Source organism: Pseudoxanthomonas sp. JC1303 (assembly GCF_058448525.1).
This window is the reverse complement of record NZ_CP185958.1, coordinates 4,118,634-4,135,686: the sequence shown is the minus strand read 5'-3', so window position 1 is coordinate 4,135,686 and position 17,053 is coordinate 4,118,634. Positions and strand designations below refer to the sequence as shown.

Annotated in this window: 13 protein-coding genes; 4 read left to right on the top strand and 9 right to left on the bottom strand. The window is 66.6% G+C overall.

Features of this window, described 5'->3' with window-relative positions; translation table 11 throughout:
* Positions 1-140 precede the first annotated feature (140 nt).
* Positions 141-542, top strand: coding sequence for a YybH family protein (locus ACORQU_RS18395; RefSeq protein ID WP_491642473.1), 402 nt, complete (start codon positions 141-143; stop codon positions 540-542).
* Between the two features lie 271 nt (positions 543-813).
* Here the strand turns inward: ACORQU_RS18395 and acnA are convergent, their stop codons facing one another.
* The gene (acnA, locus tag ACORQU_RS18390) at positions 814-3,585 is read right to left on the bottom strand and encodes an aconitate hydratase AcnA (RefSeq protein ID WP_491642472.1); all 2,772 of its coding nucleotides are present in this window, start codon (positions 3,583-3,585) and stop codon (positions 814-816) included.
* 183 nt (positions 3,586-3,768) lie between these two features.
* On the opposite strand from acnA, the gene ACORQU_RS18385 reads away from it, so the two are divergent.
* From ACORQU_RS18385 to ACORQU_RS18375, 3 genes are read left to right on the top strand one after another with little or no spacing between them, the layout of a single operon-like run.
* Entirely contained in the window at positions 3,769-3,999 is a 231-nt protein-coding gene (locus ACORQU_RS18385; RefSeq protein WP_271645688.1) for an AbrB/MazE/SpoVT family DNA-binding domain-containing protein, read from the top strand.
* A gap of 18 nt (positions 4,000-4,017) precedes the next feature.
* Entirely contained in the window at positions 4,018-4,416 is a 399-nt protein-coding gene (locus ACORQU_RS18380) for a type II toxin-antitoxin system VapC family toxin (RefSeq protein WP_491642471.1), read from the top strand.
* A 36-nt stretch (positions 4,417-4,452) separates the two neighbouring features.
* On the top strand, positions 4,453-7,041 hold the full coding sequence (locus tag ACORQU_RS18375) for a bifunctional aconitate hydratase 2/2-methylisocitrate dehydratase (RefSeq protein WP_491642470.1): 2,589 nt from the start codon (positions 4,453-4,455) through the stop codon (positions 7,039-7,041).
* A gap of 674 nt (positions 7,042-7,715) precedes the next feature.
* Here the strand turns inward: ACORQU_RS18375 and ACORQU_RS18370 are convergent.
* From ACORQU_RS18370 to ACORQU_RS18335, 8 genes are all read right to left on the bottom strand, one after another.
* Positions 7,716-9,965, bottom strand: a complete 2,250-nt coding sequence (locus tag ACORQU_RS18370; RefSeq protein WP_491642469.1) for a sensor domain-containing protein — start codon at positions 9,963-9,965, stop codon at positions 7,716-7,718.
* Positions 9,962-11,026, bottom strand: a complete 1,065-nt coding sequence (locus ACORQU_RS18365; protein WP_271645692.1) for a protein-glutamate methylesterase/protein-glutamine glutaminase — start codon at positions 11,024-11,026, stop codon at positions 9,962-9,964. Before ACORQU_RS18365 ends, ACORQU_RS18370 begins: the two co-directional genes overlap by 4 nt.
* Complete coding sequence (gene cheD / locus ACORQU_RS18360) at positions 11,023-11,622, bottom strand: chemoreceptor glutamine deamidase CheD (RefSeq protein ID WP_271645693.1); 600 nt, start codon at positions 11,620-11,622, stop codon at positions 11,023-11,025. The genes ACORQU_RS18365 and cheD overlap by 4 nt, the downstream gene beginning before the upstream one ends.
* Positions 11,619-12,482 (bottom strand): CheR family methyltransferase, encoded by an 864-nt coding sequence (locus ACORQU_RS18355; RefSeq protein WP_491642468.1) that lies wholly within the window; start codon positions 12,480-12,482, stop codon positions 11,619-11,621. Before ACORQU_RS18355 ends, cheD begins: the two co-directional genes overlap by 4 nt.
* A 137-nt stretch (positions 12,483-12,619) precedes the next feature.
* Positions 12,620-15,004 (bottom strand): methyl-accepting chemotaxis protein, encoded by a 2,385-nt coding sequence (locus ACORQU_RS18350; protein WP_491642467.1) that lies wholly within the window; start codon positions 15,002-15,004, stop codon positions 12,620-12,622.
* Between the two features lie 84 nt (positions 15,005-15,088).
* On the bottom strand, positions 15,089-15,472 hold the full coding sequence (locus ACORQU_RS18345) for a hypothetical protein (RefSeq protein WP_491642466.1): 384 nt from the start codon (positions 15,470-15,472) through the stop codon (positions 15,089-15,091).
* Between the two features lie 196 nt (positions 15,473-15,668).
* Positions 15,669-16,151, bottom strand: coding sequence for a chemotaxis protein CheW (locus ACORQU_RS18340; protein WP_271645697.1), 483 nt, complete (start codon positions 16,149-16,151; stop codon positions 15,669-15,671).
* Positions 16,152-16,258: 107 nt separating this feature from the next.
* Positions 16,259-17,044, bottom strand: a complete 786-nt coding sequence (locus tag ACORQU_RS18335) for a flagellar brake protein (protein ID WP_491642465.1) — start codon at positions 17,042-17,044, stop codon at positions 16,259-16,261.
* Positions 17,045-17,053: the final 9 nt, after the last annotated feature.

Genomic DNA, 17,053 nt, shown 5'->3' with positions numbered 1-17,053 from the left:
TGCCCCTCCCAGGGTGTTAAGGTCGGGCGCCGCCGGCGGATTCCGGCGTTTCCCCTGAAACGCCGATGAGCATAACGGTAGGCGCCGCAAACCGGAATCTTTCAATACCGCTGCGAATGGTGTTGGCCCTGTGTGCCGTCATGGCCGGCATCGCGGGTTGCCGCCACGCCGAGCCGGAAGCGCAGCTGCGTGGTCAGATCCAGGCGCTGCAGGAGGCCATCGAGCAGCGGGACATCGGCGAGGTGATGTCGCAGGTGGCGCAGGACTTCGCCGGCCCAGGCGGGATGGACCGCGAGGCCCTTCGCAATCTGGTACGGCTGCGTTTTCTCGGCAGTACGCGGGTCGGAACCACCTTGGGCCCGCTTGCGGTGACGCTGCAGGGCGACCACGCGACGGTCCGATGCCGCGCGGTACTGACCGGCGGCACCGGTCGCCTGCTGCCCGACCAGGCCGGCGCCTACGAGGTCACCACCGGGTGGCGTCTGGTCGAGGGCGAATGGAAGCTCTACGTCGCCCAATGGGAATCCGCTGGAGCGCTTTAGCCGCTTTTGTGCATGACCTAATTGTCATGCTCGCGCCGCCTGTCATGCCCAACGCCCCGCATTACCGGGGCACTTAACCGTTGAGGTCGTACCGCACGGTCAACCGAGAAAATCGACGTGCGCGATCAAGGAACTTTCGATCCGATGATGCGGCACCTCGCGCAGGCGACCGTGACGGAGGGTGGGCTGGCGCGTTGGCGATCCAACGCGCTTTGTGCACCTTCGAAGGCCCTCGCGCTGGCGCGAGGGCCGGATGACGCCGGGTCCGAAGTCAGGCGGCCTTTTTGGCCGCCAGCTGGCGCAGCACGTAGTGCAGCAGGCCACCGTGGCGGAAGTATTCGACTTCCTTGGGCGTGAGCAGCAGGACGCGCACCTCGAACTTGACTTCGCTGCCGTCGGCCTTCTTCGCCACGACCTGCGCAGTCTTGGAGGCGCCGTCCTTGAGGCCGGTGACGTCGATGACTTCCGAGCCATCCAGGCCCAGGGACTGGGCGTTCTGGCCGTCCTTGAACGCCAGCGGCAGCACGCCCATGCCCACCAGGTTGGAGCGGTGGATGCGCTCGAAGCTCTCGGCGATCACCGCCTTGATGCCCAGCAGGTTGGTGCCCTTGGCCGCCCAGTCACGCGAGGACCCGGTGCCGTATTCCTTGCCGGCCAGGACCACCAGCGGCACGCCGTCGGCCTTGTACTTCATGGCCGCATCGTAGATCGCCAGCTTCTCCGGCTCGCCGCCGGCCTTGGGGTAGTACAGCGCGTTGCCGCCTTCCTCGCCGCCGAACACCAGGTTCTTGATGCGAATGTTGGCGAACGTGCCGCGGACCATCACATCGTCGTTGCCGCGCCGGCTGCCGTAGCTGTTGAAGTCCGCTGGCTGCACGCCGCGCTCCTGCAGGAAGCGGCCCGCCGGCGAATCCTTCTTGATGTTACCGGCCGGGGAGATGTGGTCGGTGGTGATCGAATCACCGAACAGGCCCATCACCCGTGCGCCATGCACGTCGTCGATGCTGCCCGAGTCCTTGGACATACCCTCGAAGTAGGGCGGGTTCTTGATGTAGGTCGAGCCGTCGTCCCATTCGTACAGGCCACCATCGGGCGATTCGATGCTGTTCCAGCGGCTGTCGCCCTTGAACACGTCGGCGTAGTTCTTGGCGAACATCTCCGGCCCGATCGTCTTGGCGATGAAGTCGCCGATCTCCTTGTTGGTCGGCCAGATGTCCTTGAGGAACACGTCCTTGCCGTCCGCGCCTTGGCCCAACGGCTGGGTGGTCAGGTCGATGTCGGTGGTGCCGGCGATGGCGTAGGCCACCACCAGCGGCGGGGAGGCCAGATAGTTCATCTTGACCTCGGGATGCACGCGGCCCTCGAAGTTGCGGTTGCCCGACAACACCGAGCTGACGGCCAGGTCGCCGGCAGCGATGGCCGCGGAGACTTCTTCGGGCAGCGGGCCGGAATTGCCGATGCAGGTGGTGCAGCCGTAGCCGACCAGGTAGAAGCCCAGCTTCTCCAGGTCTTCCATCACGCCGGCCTTCTTCAGGTAGTCGGTGACCACCAGCGAGCCCGGCCCGAGCGAGGTCTTGACCCATGGCGCGGCCTTCAGGCCCTTGGCCACCGCGTTGCGTGCCAGCAGGCCGGCGCCCAGCATCACCGCCGGGTTGGAGGTGTTGGTGCAGGAGGTGATGGCGGCGATGACCACCGAGCCGTCCTTGAGCTTCCAGCCCGGGGCCGAGGCATGGCTGGATTCGCGATAGGCATCCTCGGCGCCCACCGCCGTGCCGCCGCCGCCCTCGTTGGCGTAGCGCTCGACCTGCTTGTCGTCGCTGCCGCGCTTCTTCTTCGCGCGGGCCTCGGCGAAGGGCGCGACGCTCTCGTTGAAGTTCTTCTGCATGTCGCTGAGCAGCACGCGGTCCTGCGGACGCTTGGGGCCGGCCAGGGAGGGCTTCACCTCGCCCATGTCCAGGTGCAGGGTGGCGCTGTACTCGGCGTGCGGGCTGTCGGCGTCGTGCCACAGGCCCTGGGCCTTGGCATAGGCCTCGACCAGCGCGATCTGGTCCTCGCTGCGGCCGGACAGGCGCAGGTAGTTCAGCGACTCCTGGTCCACCGGGAAGATGCCGCAGGTGGCGCCGTACTCGGGAGCCATGTTGCCGATGGTGGCGCGGTCGGCCAGCGGCAGGTGCTGCAGGCCGGGGCCGAAGAATTCGACGAACTTGCCGACCACCCCGTGCTTGCGCAGCATCTGGGTCACGGTCAGCACCAAGTCGGTGGCCGTGGCGCCTTCGGGCAGTTTGCCGGTCAGTTCGAAACCGACGACCTGCGGGATCAGCATGGAGGAAGGCTGGCCCAGCATCGCGGCCTCGGCCTCGATGCCGCCCACGCCCCAGCCCAGCACGCCGATGCCGTTGATCATGGTGGTGTGCGAGTCGGTGCCGAACACGGTGTCCGGGTAAGCGTAGGTCACGCCATCGGCCTCGCGCGTCATCACCACCCGGGCCAGGTGTTCCAGGTTGACCTGGTGGACGATGCCGGTGCTCGGCGGGACGACCTTGAAGTCGTGGAAGGCCTTCTGGCCCCAGCGCAGGAAGCTGTAGCGCTCGGCATTGCGCTTGAACTCGATCTTGCCGTTGAGGTCCAGCGCATCGGGCTTGCCGAACACGTCGACCTGCACCGAGTGGTCGATCACCAGCTCGGACGGAATCTGCGGATTGATCTGCTCGGCCTGGCCGCCCAGCTTGACCACCGCATCACGCATGGCGGCCAGGTCGACGACGCAGGGCACGCCGGTGAAATCCTGCAGCACCACGCGTGCCGGCATGAAGGCGATTTCGGTGTCCGGCTCGGCCTTCGGGTCCCACTTGGCCACCGCCTCGATGTGCTCGGGCGTGACGCTGACGCCATCCTCGCCGCGCAGCAAGTTCTCCAGGAGGATCTTCATGGAGTAGGGCAGGCGGGTGATGTCGAACTGCTTGCCCAGGGTGGGCAGGCTGAAATAGGTGTAGGACGTCCCGCCCACGTCCAGCGTGGTCTGGGTCTTGAAGGAATCGCTCATGGGTTGGCTCCTTGGTGCTCGATGTGACGTGTGCCGGCGCGGTGCCGGCTCTGGCTGACCGATGCTGCAATCGCGTCAGTGTGACGCCCGCGACGTGACAGGATAGTGGTTGCGTGCTCGGACCTCGTTGGCGGTACGGCAATGGAAGTATGTATAATTCATGCATACTTCAAGGGGTCCGCCATGGAAGCCACCGTCGCCGAACGCGGCCAGATCACCCTGCCCAAGGCCGTGCGCGATGCGCTGGGGCTGACCAAGGGGACGCTGCTGAAAGTCGAACTGGACGGCAGCCGCATCGTGCTGCGCAAGAGCGTGGATGACGCCATCTCCAAGGCACGCGGGCGTTTCGCCCTGGATGGGTTCGAATCGCCCGAGGCCGCCGTGCGCGCCAGTCGCGCCTCGTCCAAGTCTTGATCCGGGCCACCGCGCGCCGTGATCGCCATCGATTCCCCCGTCCTGGTCGACCTGCTGACCAATGGGCCGCAGGCCGATGCCGCCGAGGCCTGCCTGCGCCAGTGCCTGGCCAACGGGCGGGTCGTGCTCTGCGATGTCGCCCTGGCCGAGGTCTGCGGCGCGCTGCGCAACGGGGCCGAAGCGTTGGGCGTGCTGGAGGAGATGGGCATCCATTTCAATGCGCTGGAGTCCAAGTCGGCCCTGCGCGCGGGCGAAATGCAACGCCGCTACCGCCAGCGCGGCGGCGGCCCGCAGACCCTGCCGGATTTCCTGGTCGGGGCGCATGCGCTGTTGCAGTGCGACGCCCTGATCACCTACAGCCAGCCGTTCTATCGCGACTACTTCAAGGGCCTGCGCCTGATCGTGCCGCAGGCCTGACTCATCCATTTCAAACCGTACTCCCGGGAGTTGACCATGTTGGAAGCCTATCGCCACCACGTTGCCGAGCGCGCCGCGCTGGGCATCCCGCCGCTGCCGCTGACCGCGCAGCAGACCGCCGAGGTCATCGAATTGCTCAAGGCCCCGCCGGCCGGCGAGGCCGAGTTCCTGGTGGACCTGCTGACCCATCGCGTGCCGGCCGGCGTGGACGATGCCGCCAAGGTCAAGGCCAGCTACCTGGCCGCCATCGCCTTCGGTACCGAAAAGAGCGAGTTGATCAGTCGCGCACGCGCGACCGAACTGCTGGGCACCATGCTCGGCGGTTACAACGTGCATCCGCTGGTCGAGCTGCTGGATGACGCGGAGGTCGGCGCCATCGCCGCCGACGGCCTCAAGCAGACCCTGCTGGTGTTCGATGCCTTCCACGACGTCAAGGAAAAGGCCGACGCCGGCAACGTCAACGCCCAGGCCGTGCTGCGCAGCTGGGCCGATGCCGAATGGTTCACCAGCAAGCCGGAAGTGCCCCAGTCCATGACCCTGACGGTGTTCAAGGTGCCGGGCGAAACCAACACCGACGACCTGTCGCCGGCCCCGGATGCCACCACGCGGCCGGACATCCCGATGCACGCCCTGGCGATGCTGAAGAACAAGCGCGACGGCGCCCCGTTCGTGCCGGAAGAAGACGGCAAGCGCGGCCCGATCCAGGCCATCGCCGACCTGAAGAACAAGGGCCACCTGGTCGCCTACGTCGGCGACGTGGTCGGCACCGGCTCCTCGCGCAAGTCGGCCACCAACTCGGTGCTGTGGTGGACCGGGCAGGACATCCCCTACATCCCGAACAAGCGCTTCGGCGGCGTGTGCCTGGGCTCCAAGATCGCCCCGATTTTCTACAACACCATGGAAGACGCCGGTGCGCTGCCGATCGAGCTGGATGTGTCGCAGATGGAGCAGGGCGATGTGATCGAACTGCGTCCGTACGAGGGCAAGGCGCTGAAGAATGGCCAGGTCATTGCCGAGTTCAAGGTCAAGTCCGAGGTGCTGTTCGACGAGGTGCGCGCCGGTGGGCGCATCCCGCTGATCGTCGGCCGTGGCCTGACCGCCAAGGCGCGCGAGGCCCTGGGCCTGCCGGCGACCGACCTGTTCCGCCTGCCGCAGCAGCCGGCCGACAGCGGCAAGGGCTTCTCGCTGGCGCAGAAGATGGTGGGCCGCGCGATCGGCCTGCCCGAAGGCCAGGGCGTGCGCCCGGGCACCTACTGCGAGCCGAAGATGACCTCGGTCGGTTCGCAGGACACCACCGGCCCGATGACCCGCGACGAGCTGAAGGACCTGGCCTGCCTGGGCTTCTCGGCCGACCTGGTGATGCAGTCGTTCTGCCACACCGCCGCCTATCCCAAGCCGGTGGACGTCAAGACCCATCACACCCTGCCGGAGTTCATCTCCACCCGCGGCGGCATCTCGCTGCGTCCGGGCGACGGCGTGATCCACAGCTGGCTCAACCGCATGCTGCTGCCCGACACCGTCGGCACCGGTGGCGACTCGCACACCCGTTTCCCGGTGGGCATCTCGTTCCCGGCTGGCTCGGGCCTGGTGGCCTTCGCCGCCGCGACTGGCGTGATGCCGCTGGACATGCCCGAGAGCGTGCTGGTGCGCTTCAAGGGCAAGATGCAGCCGGGCGTGACCCTGCGTGACCTGGTCAATGCGATTCCGTTGTACGCGATCAAGGCCGGTCTGCTGACCGTGGCCAAGCAGGGCAAGAAGAACATCTTCTCCGGTCGCATCCTGGAGATCGAGGGCCTGCCGGACCTGAAGGTCGAGCAGGCGTTCGAGCTGTCCGATGCCTCGGCCGAGCGCTCGGCCGCCGGTTGCACCGTGCACCTCAACAAGGAGCCGATCATCGAATACCTCAACAGCAACATCACGCTGCTGAGCTGGATGATCGAGCAGGGCTACAAGGACCCGCGCAGCCTGCAGCGCCGCATCGACAAGATGAAGGAATGGCTGGCCGATCCGCAGTTGCTCAAGGGCGACGAAGACGCCGAGTACGCGGCGGTCATCGAGATCGACCTGGCCGACGTGCACGAGCCGATCCTGGCCTGCCCGAACGACCCGGACGACGTGAAGACCCTGTCCGAGGTGGCCGGCGCCAAGATCGATGAGGTGTTCATCGGTTCTTGCATGACCAACATCGGCCACTTCCGCGCCGCCTCCAAGCTGCTGGAAGGCAAGCGCGACATCCCGACCAAGCTGTGGGTCGCCCCGCCGACCAAGATGGATGCCGCCGAGCTGACCAAGGAAGGCCACTACGGCACCTTCGGCACCGCCGGTGCGCGCATGGAGATGCCGGGCTGCTCGCTGTGCATGGGCAACCAGGCGCAGGTAAAGGAGGGCGCGACGGTGTTCTCCACCTCGACGCGCAACTTCCCCAACCGCCTGGGCCGCAATTCCAACGTGTACCTGGGCTCGGCCGAACTGGCCGCGATCTGTTCGCGTCTAGGCCGCATTCCGACCAAGGCCGAGTACATGGCCGACATCGGTGTGCTGGATGCCAGCAGCGCCGATATCTACCGCTACATGAACTTCGACCAGATCGAGGACTACAAGGCCGGCGAGAAGACCGCCGCCTGATCCAGGTTGAGGTGCTAAACGAAGAGCCCGGCGCAAGCCGGGCTTTTTCATGGGGCTTCTGCCGTCCGGTTGATGCTTGCCCCTTGGCCTGTTGCCTTGATCGGGCTTCTGGCTCGCGGCACGGCCCCAGCGAGCGTATGTAGAGCGGAGCTCGCTCCGCTAGGGCTTTCCTCCGGGTGCTTGCTCGGCCAGGTGCATTCTCCGCGCTCCGATCGTGGAGCAGCGGAGCAAGCTCCGCTCTACCACTCGCGGCGCGGCCCCAGCGGGCATGTGTAGCGCGGAGCTAGCTCCGCTAGGGCTTTCCTCGGGGCGCTTGCTCGGCCAGGCGCCTTCCCTGCGCCCGATCGTGGAGCAGCGGAGCAAGCTCGGCTCTACCACTCGCGGCACGGCCCCAGCGGGCATGTGTAGCGCGAAGCTCGCTCCGCTAGGGCTTTCCTCCGGGCGTTTGCTCGGCCAGGCGCCTTCCCTGCGCCCCGAGCATGGAGCAGCGGAGCGGGCTCCGCTCTACAACACAGGAGGTCGTCCGGAGAGGCGATGGTTCGGTCGTGAGAAGCGCTGCGTACCGGTCGCCTGGGGCTCCCCGACTTGGCGGTGAAGCCGGTCTGGCTGCTCATCTTCAGCTTCCCGAAGTCGGGGCAGGCCGGCTTTTCCTCGCCGCGACCGGTGATGGTCGATCAGGCAGTGCGGTCGCTGATCCAGCTCTCCAGCGCAGCGGCCGGCAGCGGTTTGGAGAACAGGAAGCCCTGCAGCACTTTGCAGCCCAGCTTGGCCAGCAGGTCGGACTGGGCCTGGGTTTCCACGCCTTCGGCCACCACGCGCTTGCCCAGGCTCTCGCCGATGCGCAGGATCGACTGGGTCAGGTTGAGCGCCGACTGGCTGCGCTCCAGATCATGGACGAAGCTCATGTCCAGCTTAAGCTCGTCGATGGGCAGGCGATGCAGGTGACTCAGGCTGGAATAGCCGGTGCCGAAGTCGTCCAGCGACAGCGAGATCCCGGCGGCCTTGATGGATTCCAGATTGCTGAGCACCACCGGCAGCGGAGAGAGCATCACGCTCTCGGTCATTTCCAGAACCAGGTCGCTCGGCGCCAGGGCGTGCTGGCGCAGCAGCGCCTGCACGCGGTCGATCAGGCACGGATCCTCGAAGCTGACGGCCGACAGATTGACGGCCACTTGCGGCACCGGCACGCCACGCGCGCGCCATTGGCCCATCTGGCGGCAGGCGTTGGTCAGGACCCAGCGTCCGACCTCGCAGATCAGTCCGCATTCCTCGGCCATGGGGATGAAGCGGCCCGGCGGGATCGGCCCAAGGTCAGGATGGGTCCAGCGCAGCAACACCTCCGCGCCAAGCAGCGCATGCGGTGCGGCACTGCTCAACTGCGGCTGGTAATACAGTTCGAGCTGGTCGCGACGCAGGGCATCGCGCAAGGCGGCTTCGAGCGCCACGCGCTCCTGGGCCAGGCGGTTCATGTCGGCACTGAAGAAGCGCACGTTGCCGCCGCCCTCGGCCTTGCTCCGGTGCATGGCCAGATCGGCATGACGCATGAGCGTGTCGATGTCCTGCCCGTCGCCGGGATAGACCGCCACGCCGATGCTGGCGCTGGGGGAAAAGGTCATGTGGCCGACCGCGCAGGGTTCGGACACGCAGGCCAGGAGTCGTTCGGCGACGCCGGCTGCATGTTCGGCCGGGCAGCCGGGCAGGGCGATGACGAATTCATCGGCTGCCTGGCGTCCAACCAGGTCCGCCTGGCCCAGCGAGGCGCCGATGCGACTGGCCAGGTCGCGCAGTAGGCCGTCGCCGGCAGCGTGGCCTTGGGTCTCGTTGACGCGCTTGAAACGGTCGATGTCGAGAAACAGCAGCGCCAGCGCCTGTTGCTCCTGTTCGGCGCTGACCAGCATCTGCTCGGCCCTGGCGCAGAACATCATCCGATTGGGCAGTCCGGTCAGTGCGTCGTAGAAGGCCAGCTTGTGCATGCGCGTGCGGTCCTGCTCGCGCTCCAGCGCCAGCGAACACAGATGCATGCAGATCTCGGCCAGCTTCACATGCCATGGGTCGGGTTTGCGCGGTTGCCGGTAGTAGAAGGCGAAGGTGCCCAGCACGCGACCGGAGGCGGACTTGATCGGGCTGGACCAGCAGGCCCGCAGTCCGAAATCCTCGGCCACGAAACGATAGTCGCCAAACAGGGGGCTGGTGAGGGTGTCCTCGACGACGACCGTTCGCCCGCGCCAGGCCGCGGTCCCGCAAGCGCCTACGTTTGGTCCGGCCTTGGCACCGTCCACGCGCACGGCGTACTCGGGAGGCAGCCCGTTGGCCGCGAGGGTCCGCAGGCGGCCGTCCGGGTCCACGGCGATCACCGAGGTCATCAGCGACGGCGCGACCCGCTCGAGCTCCCGGCAGATGATCGCCATGACCTCGGTCATGGGCTTGTCGTGCATGAGCGCGGCCAGCACGCTGCGATGCAGGACTTCATGCAGCTTGGCCTCGGTGATCTCGGTCAGCACCGCGATGTAGTGGGTGGCCCTGCCGTCGGCATCGGTAAACGGGTTGAACACCACCGAAGCCCACAGTGAGCGGCCATCCTTGTCGTGCAGCAGCACGTCGGACTGGGTGGCCAGCAGCCGGTCCGCCCGATCCCGCAGTTGTTGGATCTCCGGATCGCTGTGCGTCCGGGCCAGGAAGTCCGAAGGCCGGCGGCCGATGACCTCGTCCAGGCCATAGCCAAACATGCGGGTAAAGCCGTCGTTGACGTGGACGATCCGAGACTGAGGATCGGTGATGATCATGGCGCTGTCGGCGCGCTGTAGCGCGTCGGCGAGCAGAGTCGTGGTCGCTGCCGGAATTGATCCCGCCGCCTGGCCCGGTGCGGTCGACGGCGCTGCTTGGGCAGCGCGGTCCGCTGGGCCAGGCGGCGGGTCTGCGTTCATTTGCCCTGGCCGGACAACGCCAGTAAGCGTTCTGCGACGCGTTCCAGGGGGACGACTTCCTGCGCGGCGCCCAGTTTGAAGGCGGCGCCCGGCATGCCCCACACCACGCTGGTGGCCTCGTCCTGGACCAGGGTGGGGGCACCGGCTTCGCGCATCTCCAGCAGACCACGCGCGCCATCGTCGCCCATGCCGGTCAGGATCGCGCCAACCGCGTTGCCGGCGGCGTTTTGCGCGACAGAGCGAAACAGGACGTCGACCGCCGGCTTGTGCCGGTTCACCGGGTCGCCATCATCGATGCGGCAGCGCCAGCGGGCACCGTCGCGGATGATGCGCAGATGCTTTCCGCCAGGCGGCAGATAGGCATGGCCGGGCAGGATGGCTTCGCCATCGGTGGCCTCACGCACGGACATGGCCGAATGACGGTCCAGGCGCTCGGCAAAGGCCGTGCTGAAGCTGGCCGGCAGGTGCTGGGTCAGGACCACGGCGGGCGCATCGGCGGGCATCATCTCTAGCACCACACGCAAAGCCTCGGTGCCACCGGCCGAGGCGCCAATGGCAATCAGACGATCGGTCGTGCGGAAGGCGGGGCGCGTCACCGGGGCGGCCGGCCCCAGGGTCTGCTTGGGCGCGGATCGGGTCAGGGCCTGGACCCGGGCCTTGGCCGCGATCTTGACCTTGGCGACGATTTCCTCGGCGTAGCCTTCCAGGCCGCGGGCCACGTCGAGCTTGGGCTTGGAGACGAAGTCCACCGCGCCCAGGGCCAGGGCCTGCAGCGTGGTGTCCGCGCCGCGCTCGGTCAGCGAGGAGATCATCACCACCGGCGTGGGCCGCAGGCGCATGAGGTTCTCCAGGAACGCCAGTCCGTCCATGCGCGGCATTTCGACGTCGAGGGTGATGACGTCCGGGTTGAGCTGCTTGATCTTGTCGCGGGCGATCAGCGGGTCGGAGGCCGCGCCGACCACCTCGATGCCGATGTCGCGGGACAGGATTTCGGTGAGGATCTGGCGCACCACGGCCGAGTCGTCGACCACCAGCACGCGGATGGGAGCTTGCAGGGTCATTGGAACAACTCCACGCCGCCGGTGACCGGCGCCTTGGACAGGCTGGCACGCACGGCCGATTCGGTGGCGGCAACCTCGGCTTCGTGGGCGTGTGGCAGCTTCTGCACCACGACCCGTCCGGTGGCCGGGAAGAACCAGATCTTGCGCGGATGGATGCCGCACAGGTCCTCGGCGACGACCGGGATGCGTTCGGCCTGCAGGTACTGGCGTACGAACTCGGCGTTGCGCGTGCCCACCGGGTTGCTGGTGAAGCCCTTGAGCACGTTGGCGCCCCCGAAGACCTTGGCCTCCAGCCGGCTGCGGTTGGCGCCGCGCTTGAGCAGGTCGTTGATCAACAGCTCCATGGCGTAGCTGCCGTAGCGCGCCGGTGCGCCGTCGCCGACCTGGCCCTCGGGCAGCAGGAAGTGGTTCATGCCGCCGATCTTGAGCAGCGGATCGCGCAGGCATGCCGCCACGCAGGACCCCAGGATGGTGGTCAGGGCCGTATCGTCGTCGACCACCAGGTACTGGGTGGGCAACAGCTTGGCGGCCATGGTCTGGAAGCGCGTGTCGTGATACCGCATGACCGCGTCCAGCGAGTGGGCGACGCTGCTCATGAGGCACTCGCGCGCTTGGCGCGGCGATACAGCGTGCGGCCGCACGGCTGGATGAGGTCGGCCGCGTGCAGGTAGTTCTCAGAATGTCCGGTATAGAGCAGGCCGTCGTCGGCCATGTGCGTGATCAGGCGCGAGAGAATCCCGTGCTGGGTCGGCTTGTCGAAGTAGATCATCACGTTGCGGCAGAACAGCGAGACGAACGGGCCGCCCACGTCATAGCGCGGGGCCAGCAGGTTGAGCGGGCGGAAATCGATCAGCTGGCGCAGCTCGGGGATGACCCGGCACTTGCCTTCGTTCGGGCCGCTGCCGCGCTGGAAATAGCGACGCTTGGTCGCATCGTCCAGGGAGGAGATGCGCTCCATGGCATAGACCCCACGCGAGGCGGTGTCCAGCACCTGGGTGTCCACGTCGGTCGCCAGGATGCGTACCGGGGGGGTGAGGGTGCCGAAGGCCTCGCAGGCAGTGATGGCGATCGAGTAGGGCTCCTCGCCGGTGGAGGCCGCGCACGACCACAGCTTGAGCTGACCGGCGGCGGTGCCACGGGCTTCCAGATCCTGACGCAGCTTCTCGAAATGGTGCGGCTCGCGGAAGAACGAGGTCAGGTTGGTGGTCAGGGCGTTGGTGAAGGATTCCCACTCCTGCTCGTCGCCACCGGACTCCAGCTGATCCAGGTAATCCTTGAACGAGCGCAGCCCCAGCGCGCGCAGGCGCCGCGACAGCCGGCCGTAGACCATGTCGCGCTTGGCCGGGGCCAGGGCGATGCCCACGCGTTTGTAGATCAGCTCGCTGACCCGTCGGAAGTCCTTGTCCGAAAAGTCGAATTCACGCGATTCCGGTGAAGCGGGGGAGGCTGCAGCCATGGTGATGCTCGGCGATCGGGTTGTACTTGGTATCGGCGGCCACCCGGTGCTTCTTGAGGACAATCGCCTGGCCGTCAACGCAACACGCCCCGGCTCGAGAGCCGGGGCATGTTGGAGGTGGGACGCGCCGCCAGGGCTTAGAACTCTTCCCAGTTCCCCTCGGCCAGCGCTGGCTGGCTGGTCACCTCACGCGTCCTGGCCTTGCTCGCCGCCTGCTTGCCCTTCGGCGCGGCCGCCTTGGGCTTGCGCACGGCGGTGTGCGGGACCACGTTGGTGGGGGCCGGTTCGGGCTGGGTATCGGTGGCGTCGAGGCGGAAGACCGAGACTGCTTCGGCCAGGTGCCCGGCCTGCTCTTCCATCGAGCGCGCCGCGGCGGTGGCTTCCTCGACCAGGGCGGCGTTCTGCTGGGTGGTCTCGTCCATCTGGGTGATGGTCAGGTTGACCTGCTCGATGCCCGAGGACTGCTCCTGCGAGGCCGCCGCGATCTCGGCCATGATGTCGGTCACGCGCTGCACGCTGTTCACGATTTCGCCCATGGTCTTGCCAGCCTGGTCGACCAGGGCCGAACCATTGGCGACCTTGCTCACCGAATCGTCGATCAGGCCCTTGATCTCCTTGGCTGCGTTGGCCGAACGCTGGGCCAGGGTGCGTACCTCGGAGGCGACCACGGCAAAGCCGCGGCCCTGTTCGCCGGCACGGGCGGCTTCCACCGCGGCATTGAGCGCCAGGATGTTGGTCTGGAAGGCGATGCCGTCGATGACCGAGATGATCTCGGCGATCTTCTTGGAGGAGGTCTCGATGTCGGACATGGTGGTGACCACTTGACCGACCACCGCGCCGCCCTTGGAGGCCACGTCGGCGGCGCCGACGGCCAGCTGGTTGGCCTGGCGGGCGCTCTCGGCGTTCTGCCTGACCGTGGAGGTCAGTTCCTCCATCGAAGCGGCGGTTTCCTCCAGGTTGGCCGCCTGCTGTTCTGTACGGACCGACAGGTCACTGTTGCCGGCGGCGATCTCACCGGCGGCGGTGTTGATCGCCGTGGAGGAGTGCTTGATCCGGCCCACGATGTCGGCCAGCTGGTCGGCGGTGGCATTGGCATCGTCACGCATGCGCGCGAAGACCCCCTGGAAGTCGCCTTCCATGCGCACGGTCAGGTCACCGCTGGACAGGGCGGACAGCAGGGTGGAGATCTGATCGATGCTGGCGGCGTTGGCATCCAGCAGGCCATTGAGCTGCTGGGCCAGCTGCAGAAAGAAGCCCTGCTTGCCGTTGGCATTCACGCGGCCGCTCAGGTCGCCGGCCGCGGCCGCACGCACGATGCGGGCCACTTCGTCCTCGACCTGGGCTTCGATGGTGCGGTCGCGCCACTCGCAGACATCGCCGGTCCACTGGCCCTGTTCGTTGTGGATGGCGGTCACCACAAGGTTGAACACGCCGTCGCCCAGACGCTCTTCGGTCTGCGCCACACCATTGCGTTCGAGTTCGGCCACGGTCTGCTCGACCGTGCGCTGGGACAGGCCGAAATAAGACAGCTGCTTGCCGATCACGGCCTGAGCATCGAACTCGGGCGCGGCCTGGCGCAGGTTGTCCTGGTGCTCGCTGACATTCTTCAGGAAGGCGGCGTTGGCGTAGATGATGGCGCGCTGATCGTCGGTGATGAAGGTCGGGTTGGAGGAGCTGTCCAGCGCAGTGCGGATGCGCAGGTTCTCGCCGGCGATCGCCTGGTCGCGTTCGATGCGGTCGCGCAGGTCCTTCTGCATGCGCTGCAGCGCGCTCAGCAACTCGCCGATCTCGTCGCGACGGTCGGTGACGATCCTGCTGTCCAGGTCGCCGGACGCCACCTGGTTGGCGATCTTCACCGCGCCGCCCATGGAGTTCGCCAGGGAGCGGGCGATCAGCCAGGCCAGGGTCAGTCCGCCCAGGACACTGGCGCCCAAGAGCACGAAGACCAGGGCGCTGGCGGTGTGATAGGACGACTGCGCCTCGTCCCTCGCTTCGTTGGCCTGACGGTCGTTCTCCGCGATCAGGGTGTCGATGTCCGAGACCAGTTGGGCATGGGCCTTCTGGTTGTCTCCGATGAAGCTGTCGATCGCATCATCGAGCAGGTCCAGTTCGACCATCTCGCTGACCGAGGCGTAGGACGCGCGCGTTTTCTTCCAGTCGGCCACGATCTTGTTGTACATCGCACGTTCGCCGTCGTTGCCGATGTTCTTCGGATAGGCCTTGAGCAGCTTGTCCAAGGTGGCTTCGATGACAAGCTTGCGGGCCTTGGCTTCCTGCTTGACCGTCTCGCTGCTGCGGATCAGTGCCTGGTAGCTGACATTCCGGTACTCGCCGATCAGGCTGCGCATCTCGCCCGCGGCGCGCACGCTGGGGACGGTCGTGTTGCTCAGCTCACCGGCGACGCTGTTGATGGAGCGCATGCCGACGTACGAGGCGATGCCCTGTACCAGCATGAGCGCGAGCACCAGGCCGAAAGCGATCATCAGCTTGGGTTTCAGTTTGAGGTCTTTGATCCACTGCATCGATCCGTTCCTTGTAGGTCGCCAGGCCATTCACCGAAATCCCACGGTGCCTGGAGCCGCCGTGGGATCGTGCCGGGGCCTGGATTACTTGATCGTGGCCAGCTTCAGATCGGAGGGCGAGCTGACTTCGATCTCGGCGCGTGCGCTGTCGCGCTGGATCTTGCCGATGACGCAGATGTCCTTGCCTTCCAGCGTCTCGGGCGCGAAGCCGAACTTGGCGCGATCGGCGCCGGCGATGCGGGCGGAGAACTTGTGGCGCGGGAAGGCGCCGCCCATGTACAGGAAGGTCGGCTCACCCTCGGAGTTCTGGGCGTACTTGGCCTTCTCGACGTGTCCGCAGACCATGCCGTCCTTGCCGATGTAGCGGGTTGCGACCTCGGCCGGGATCATTTCCTGGGCCTGGGCGAAGGTCTGGGCGGGAAGGGCGGCCAGCAGGGCCAGAGGGGCCAGGCAGAGCAGGGACTTCATCGTGGTGTTCTCCGTAGTAGTCAGTCAGGGCGAGTGGCGGGACGTGTTGTCCGACCGGCGACTGAATGGCTATCGGCAAAACCGTGAGCTTCTTAATAGGACAAAAGGTGATCCACTTGGCGTTTGCGTGATCCGGAATGAAAAAGGCCGCCGGGGGTGCCGGCGGCCGTTCGTGTCGAGGCGGGTCGGTGCAGGATCAGGCGGCTTCGTCGACCGGCGCATGCACCAGGTCGGCGCTGTCCAGCAGGGTCTCGATATCCAGCAGGATCAGCATGCGGTCGTCCTGGGTGCCGATTCCGCTGATGAAGCGGGTATCGACGGCGGCGCCGAACTCGGGGGTGGGGCGGATCTGCTCTTCCTTCAGCGGGATCACGTCCGAGACGCTGTCCACGACGATGCCGACCACGCGGTCCTCGACGTTGAGCACGATCATCACGGTGAAGGCGTCGTAGCGGGCTTCCTTAAGGCGCAGCTTCAGGCGCAGGTCGATCACCGGGACGATGGTGCCGCGCAGGTTGATCACGCCCTTGATGTAGTCCGGCGCGTCCGGTACGCGGGTGACCTGGTCGTAGCCACGGATTTCCTGGACCTTGAGGATGTCCACGCCGTAGTGCTCCTCGCCCAGGGCGAAGCTGAGAAATTCGCCGCCACTCGCGGCGTCGGAAAGCTTGTCGTTCATGGGTCGCTCCACAGGCGATTGAAAGGGATGTGGTCGGTCTTGGCTGGATTGCTCACAAGCAACATCGGCCGGGTCGGGCGTGACTTTAGCGCCGCGCCTGGCATGGGTCAGGCGACCCCGTTTCTGCGGGCCGTGCGCTCGCGGTCCACGCGGAAAATGTAGCGCTGGATCAACTCGTCGGCCCCGCGCGGCAGTTGGCCGAACTGCAGGCCGATGCGCAGGAATTCCACCCCGCTCGGCAGGACCTGGCGTTGCTGGCTGCACACCATCAGCGGTACCGAGAACGGCTGATGGTCGGGCAGGGCCAGCTGGCATTCGGGGTAGGTGGCATGCGTGGCGAGCCTGGGGATGTCGACGGGGAGCGCGACGGCCAGCCCACCACCGCTAATGTCCACCACCCGGGCTTCCAGCTCGATTGGGTCCGCCGCGCTGGCATCGGGAATGCGCAGGATGCAGGTCGGGGACTCGGTGATCGGGGTCTCCAGCCGGTAGAACTCCCGACGCTGCAGGTAATACAGCGAGTCGGGCAGTGGGAAGCGGAAGGCGGTCCGGCCGTTCTGCTCGATCCGAGCCAGTGACTCGATCCGGAAGCGGACCCGGACTCGGTCCAACTGGGCAAAGCAGAGCAGGGTGCCGGCACGCTCGGCGGCCTGGTTGGAGGCTTCGTTGACGCTGCCGTCCAGCAGGACCTGATCCTCGTCCTCGTCCACTTCCAGGATGGCGCTGGCGAAGGATTGATCGCGTCCCATCAGATGCACGGTGAGCGTGGCGCGCTGGTCGATCAGGGCCCTGAGCAGTCGCCTGATCTGCCGGGGATTGCGCAGCAGGTACTTGTCGTCGACCTCCTCGGTGGAGGCGTCGGGATGCGAATCGGTGGCGAGGCCTTCGGACATGGGATGGGT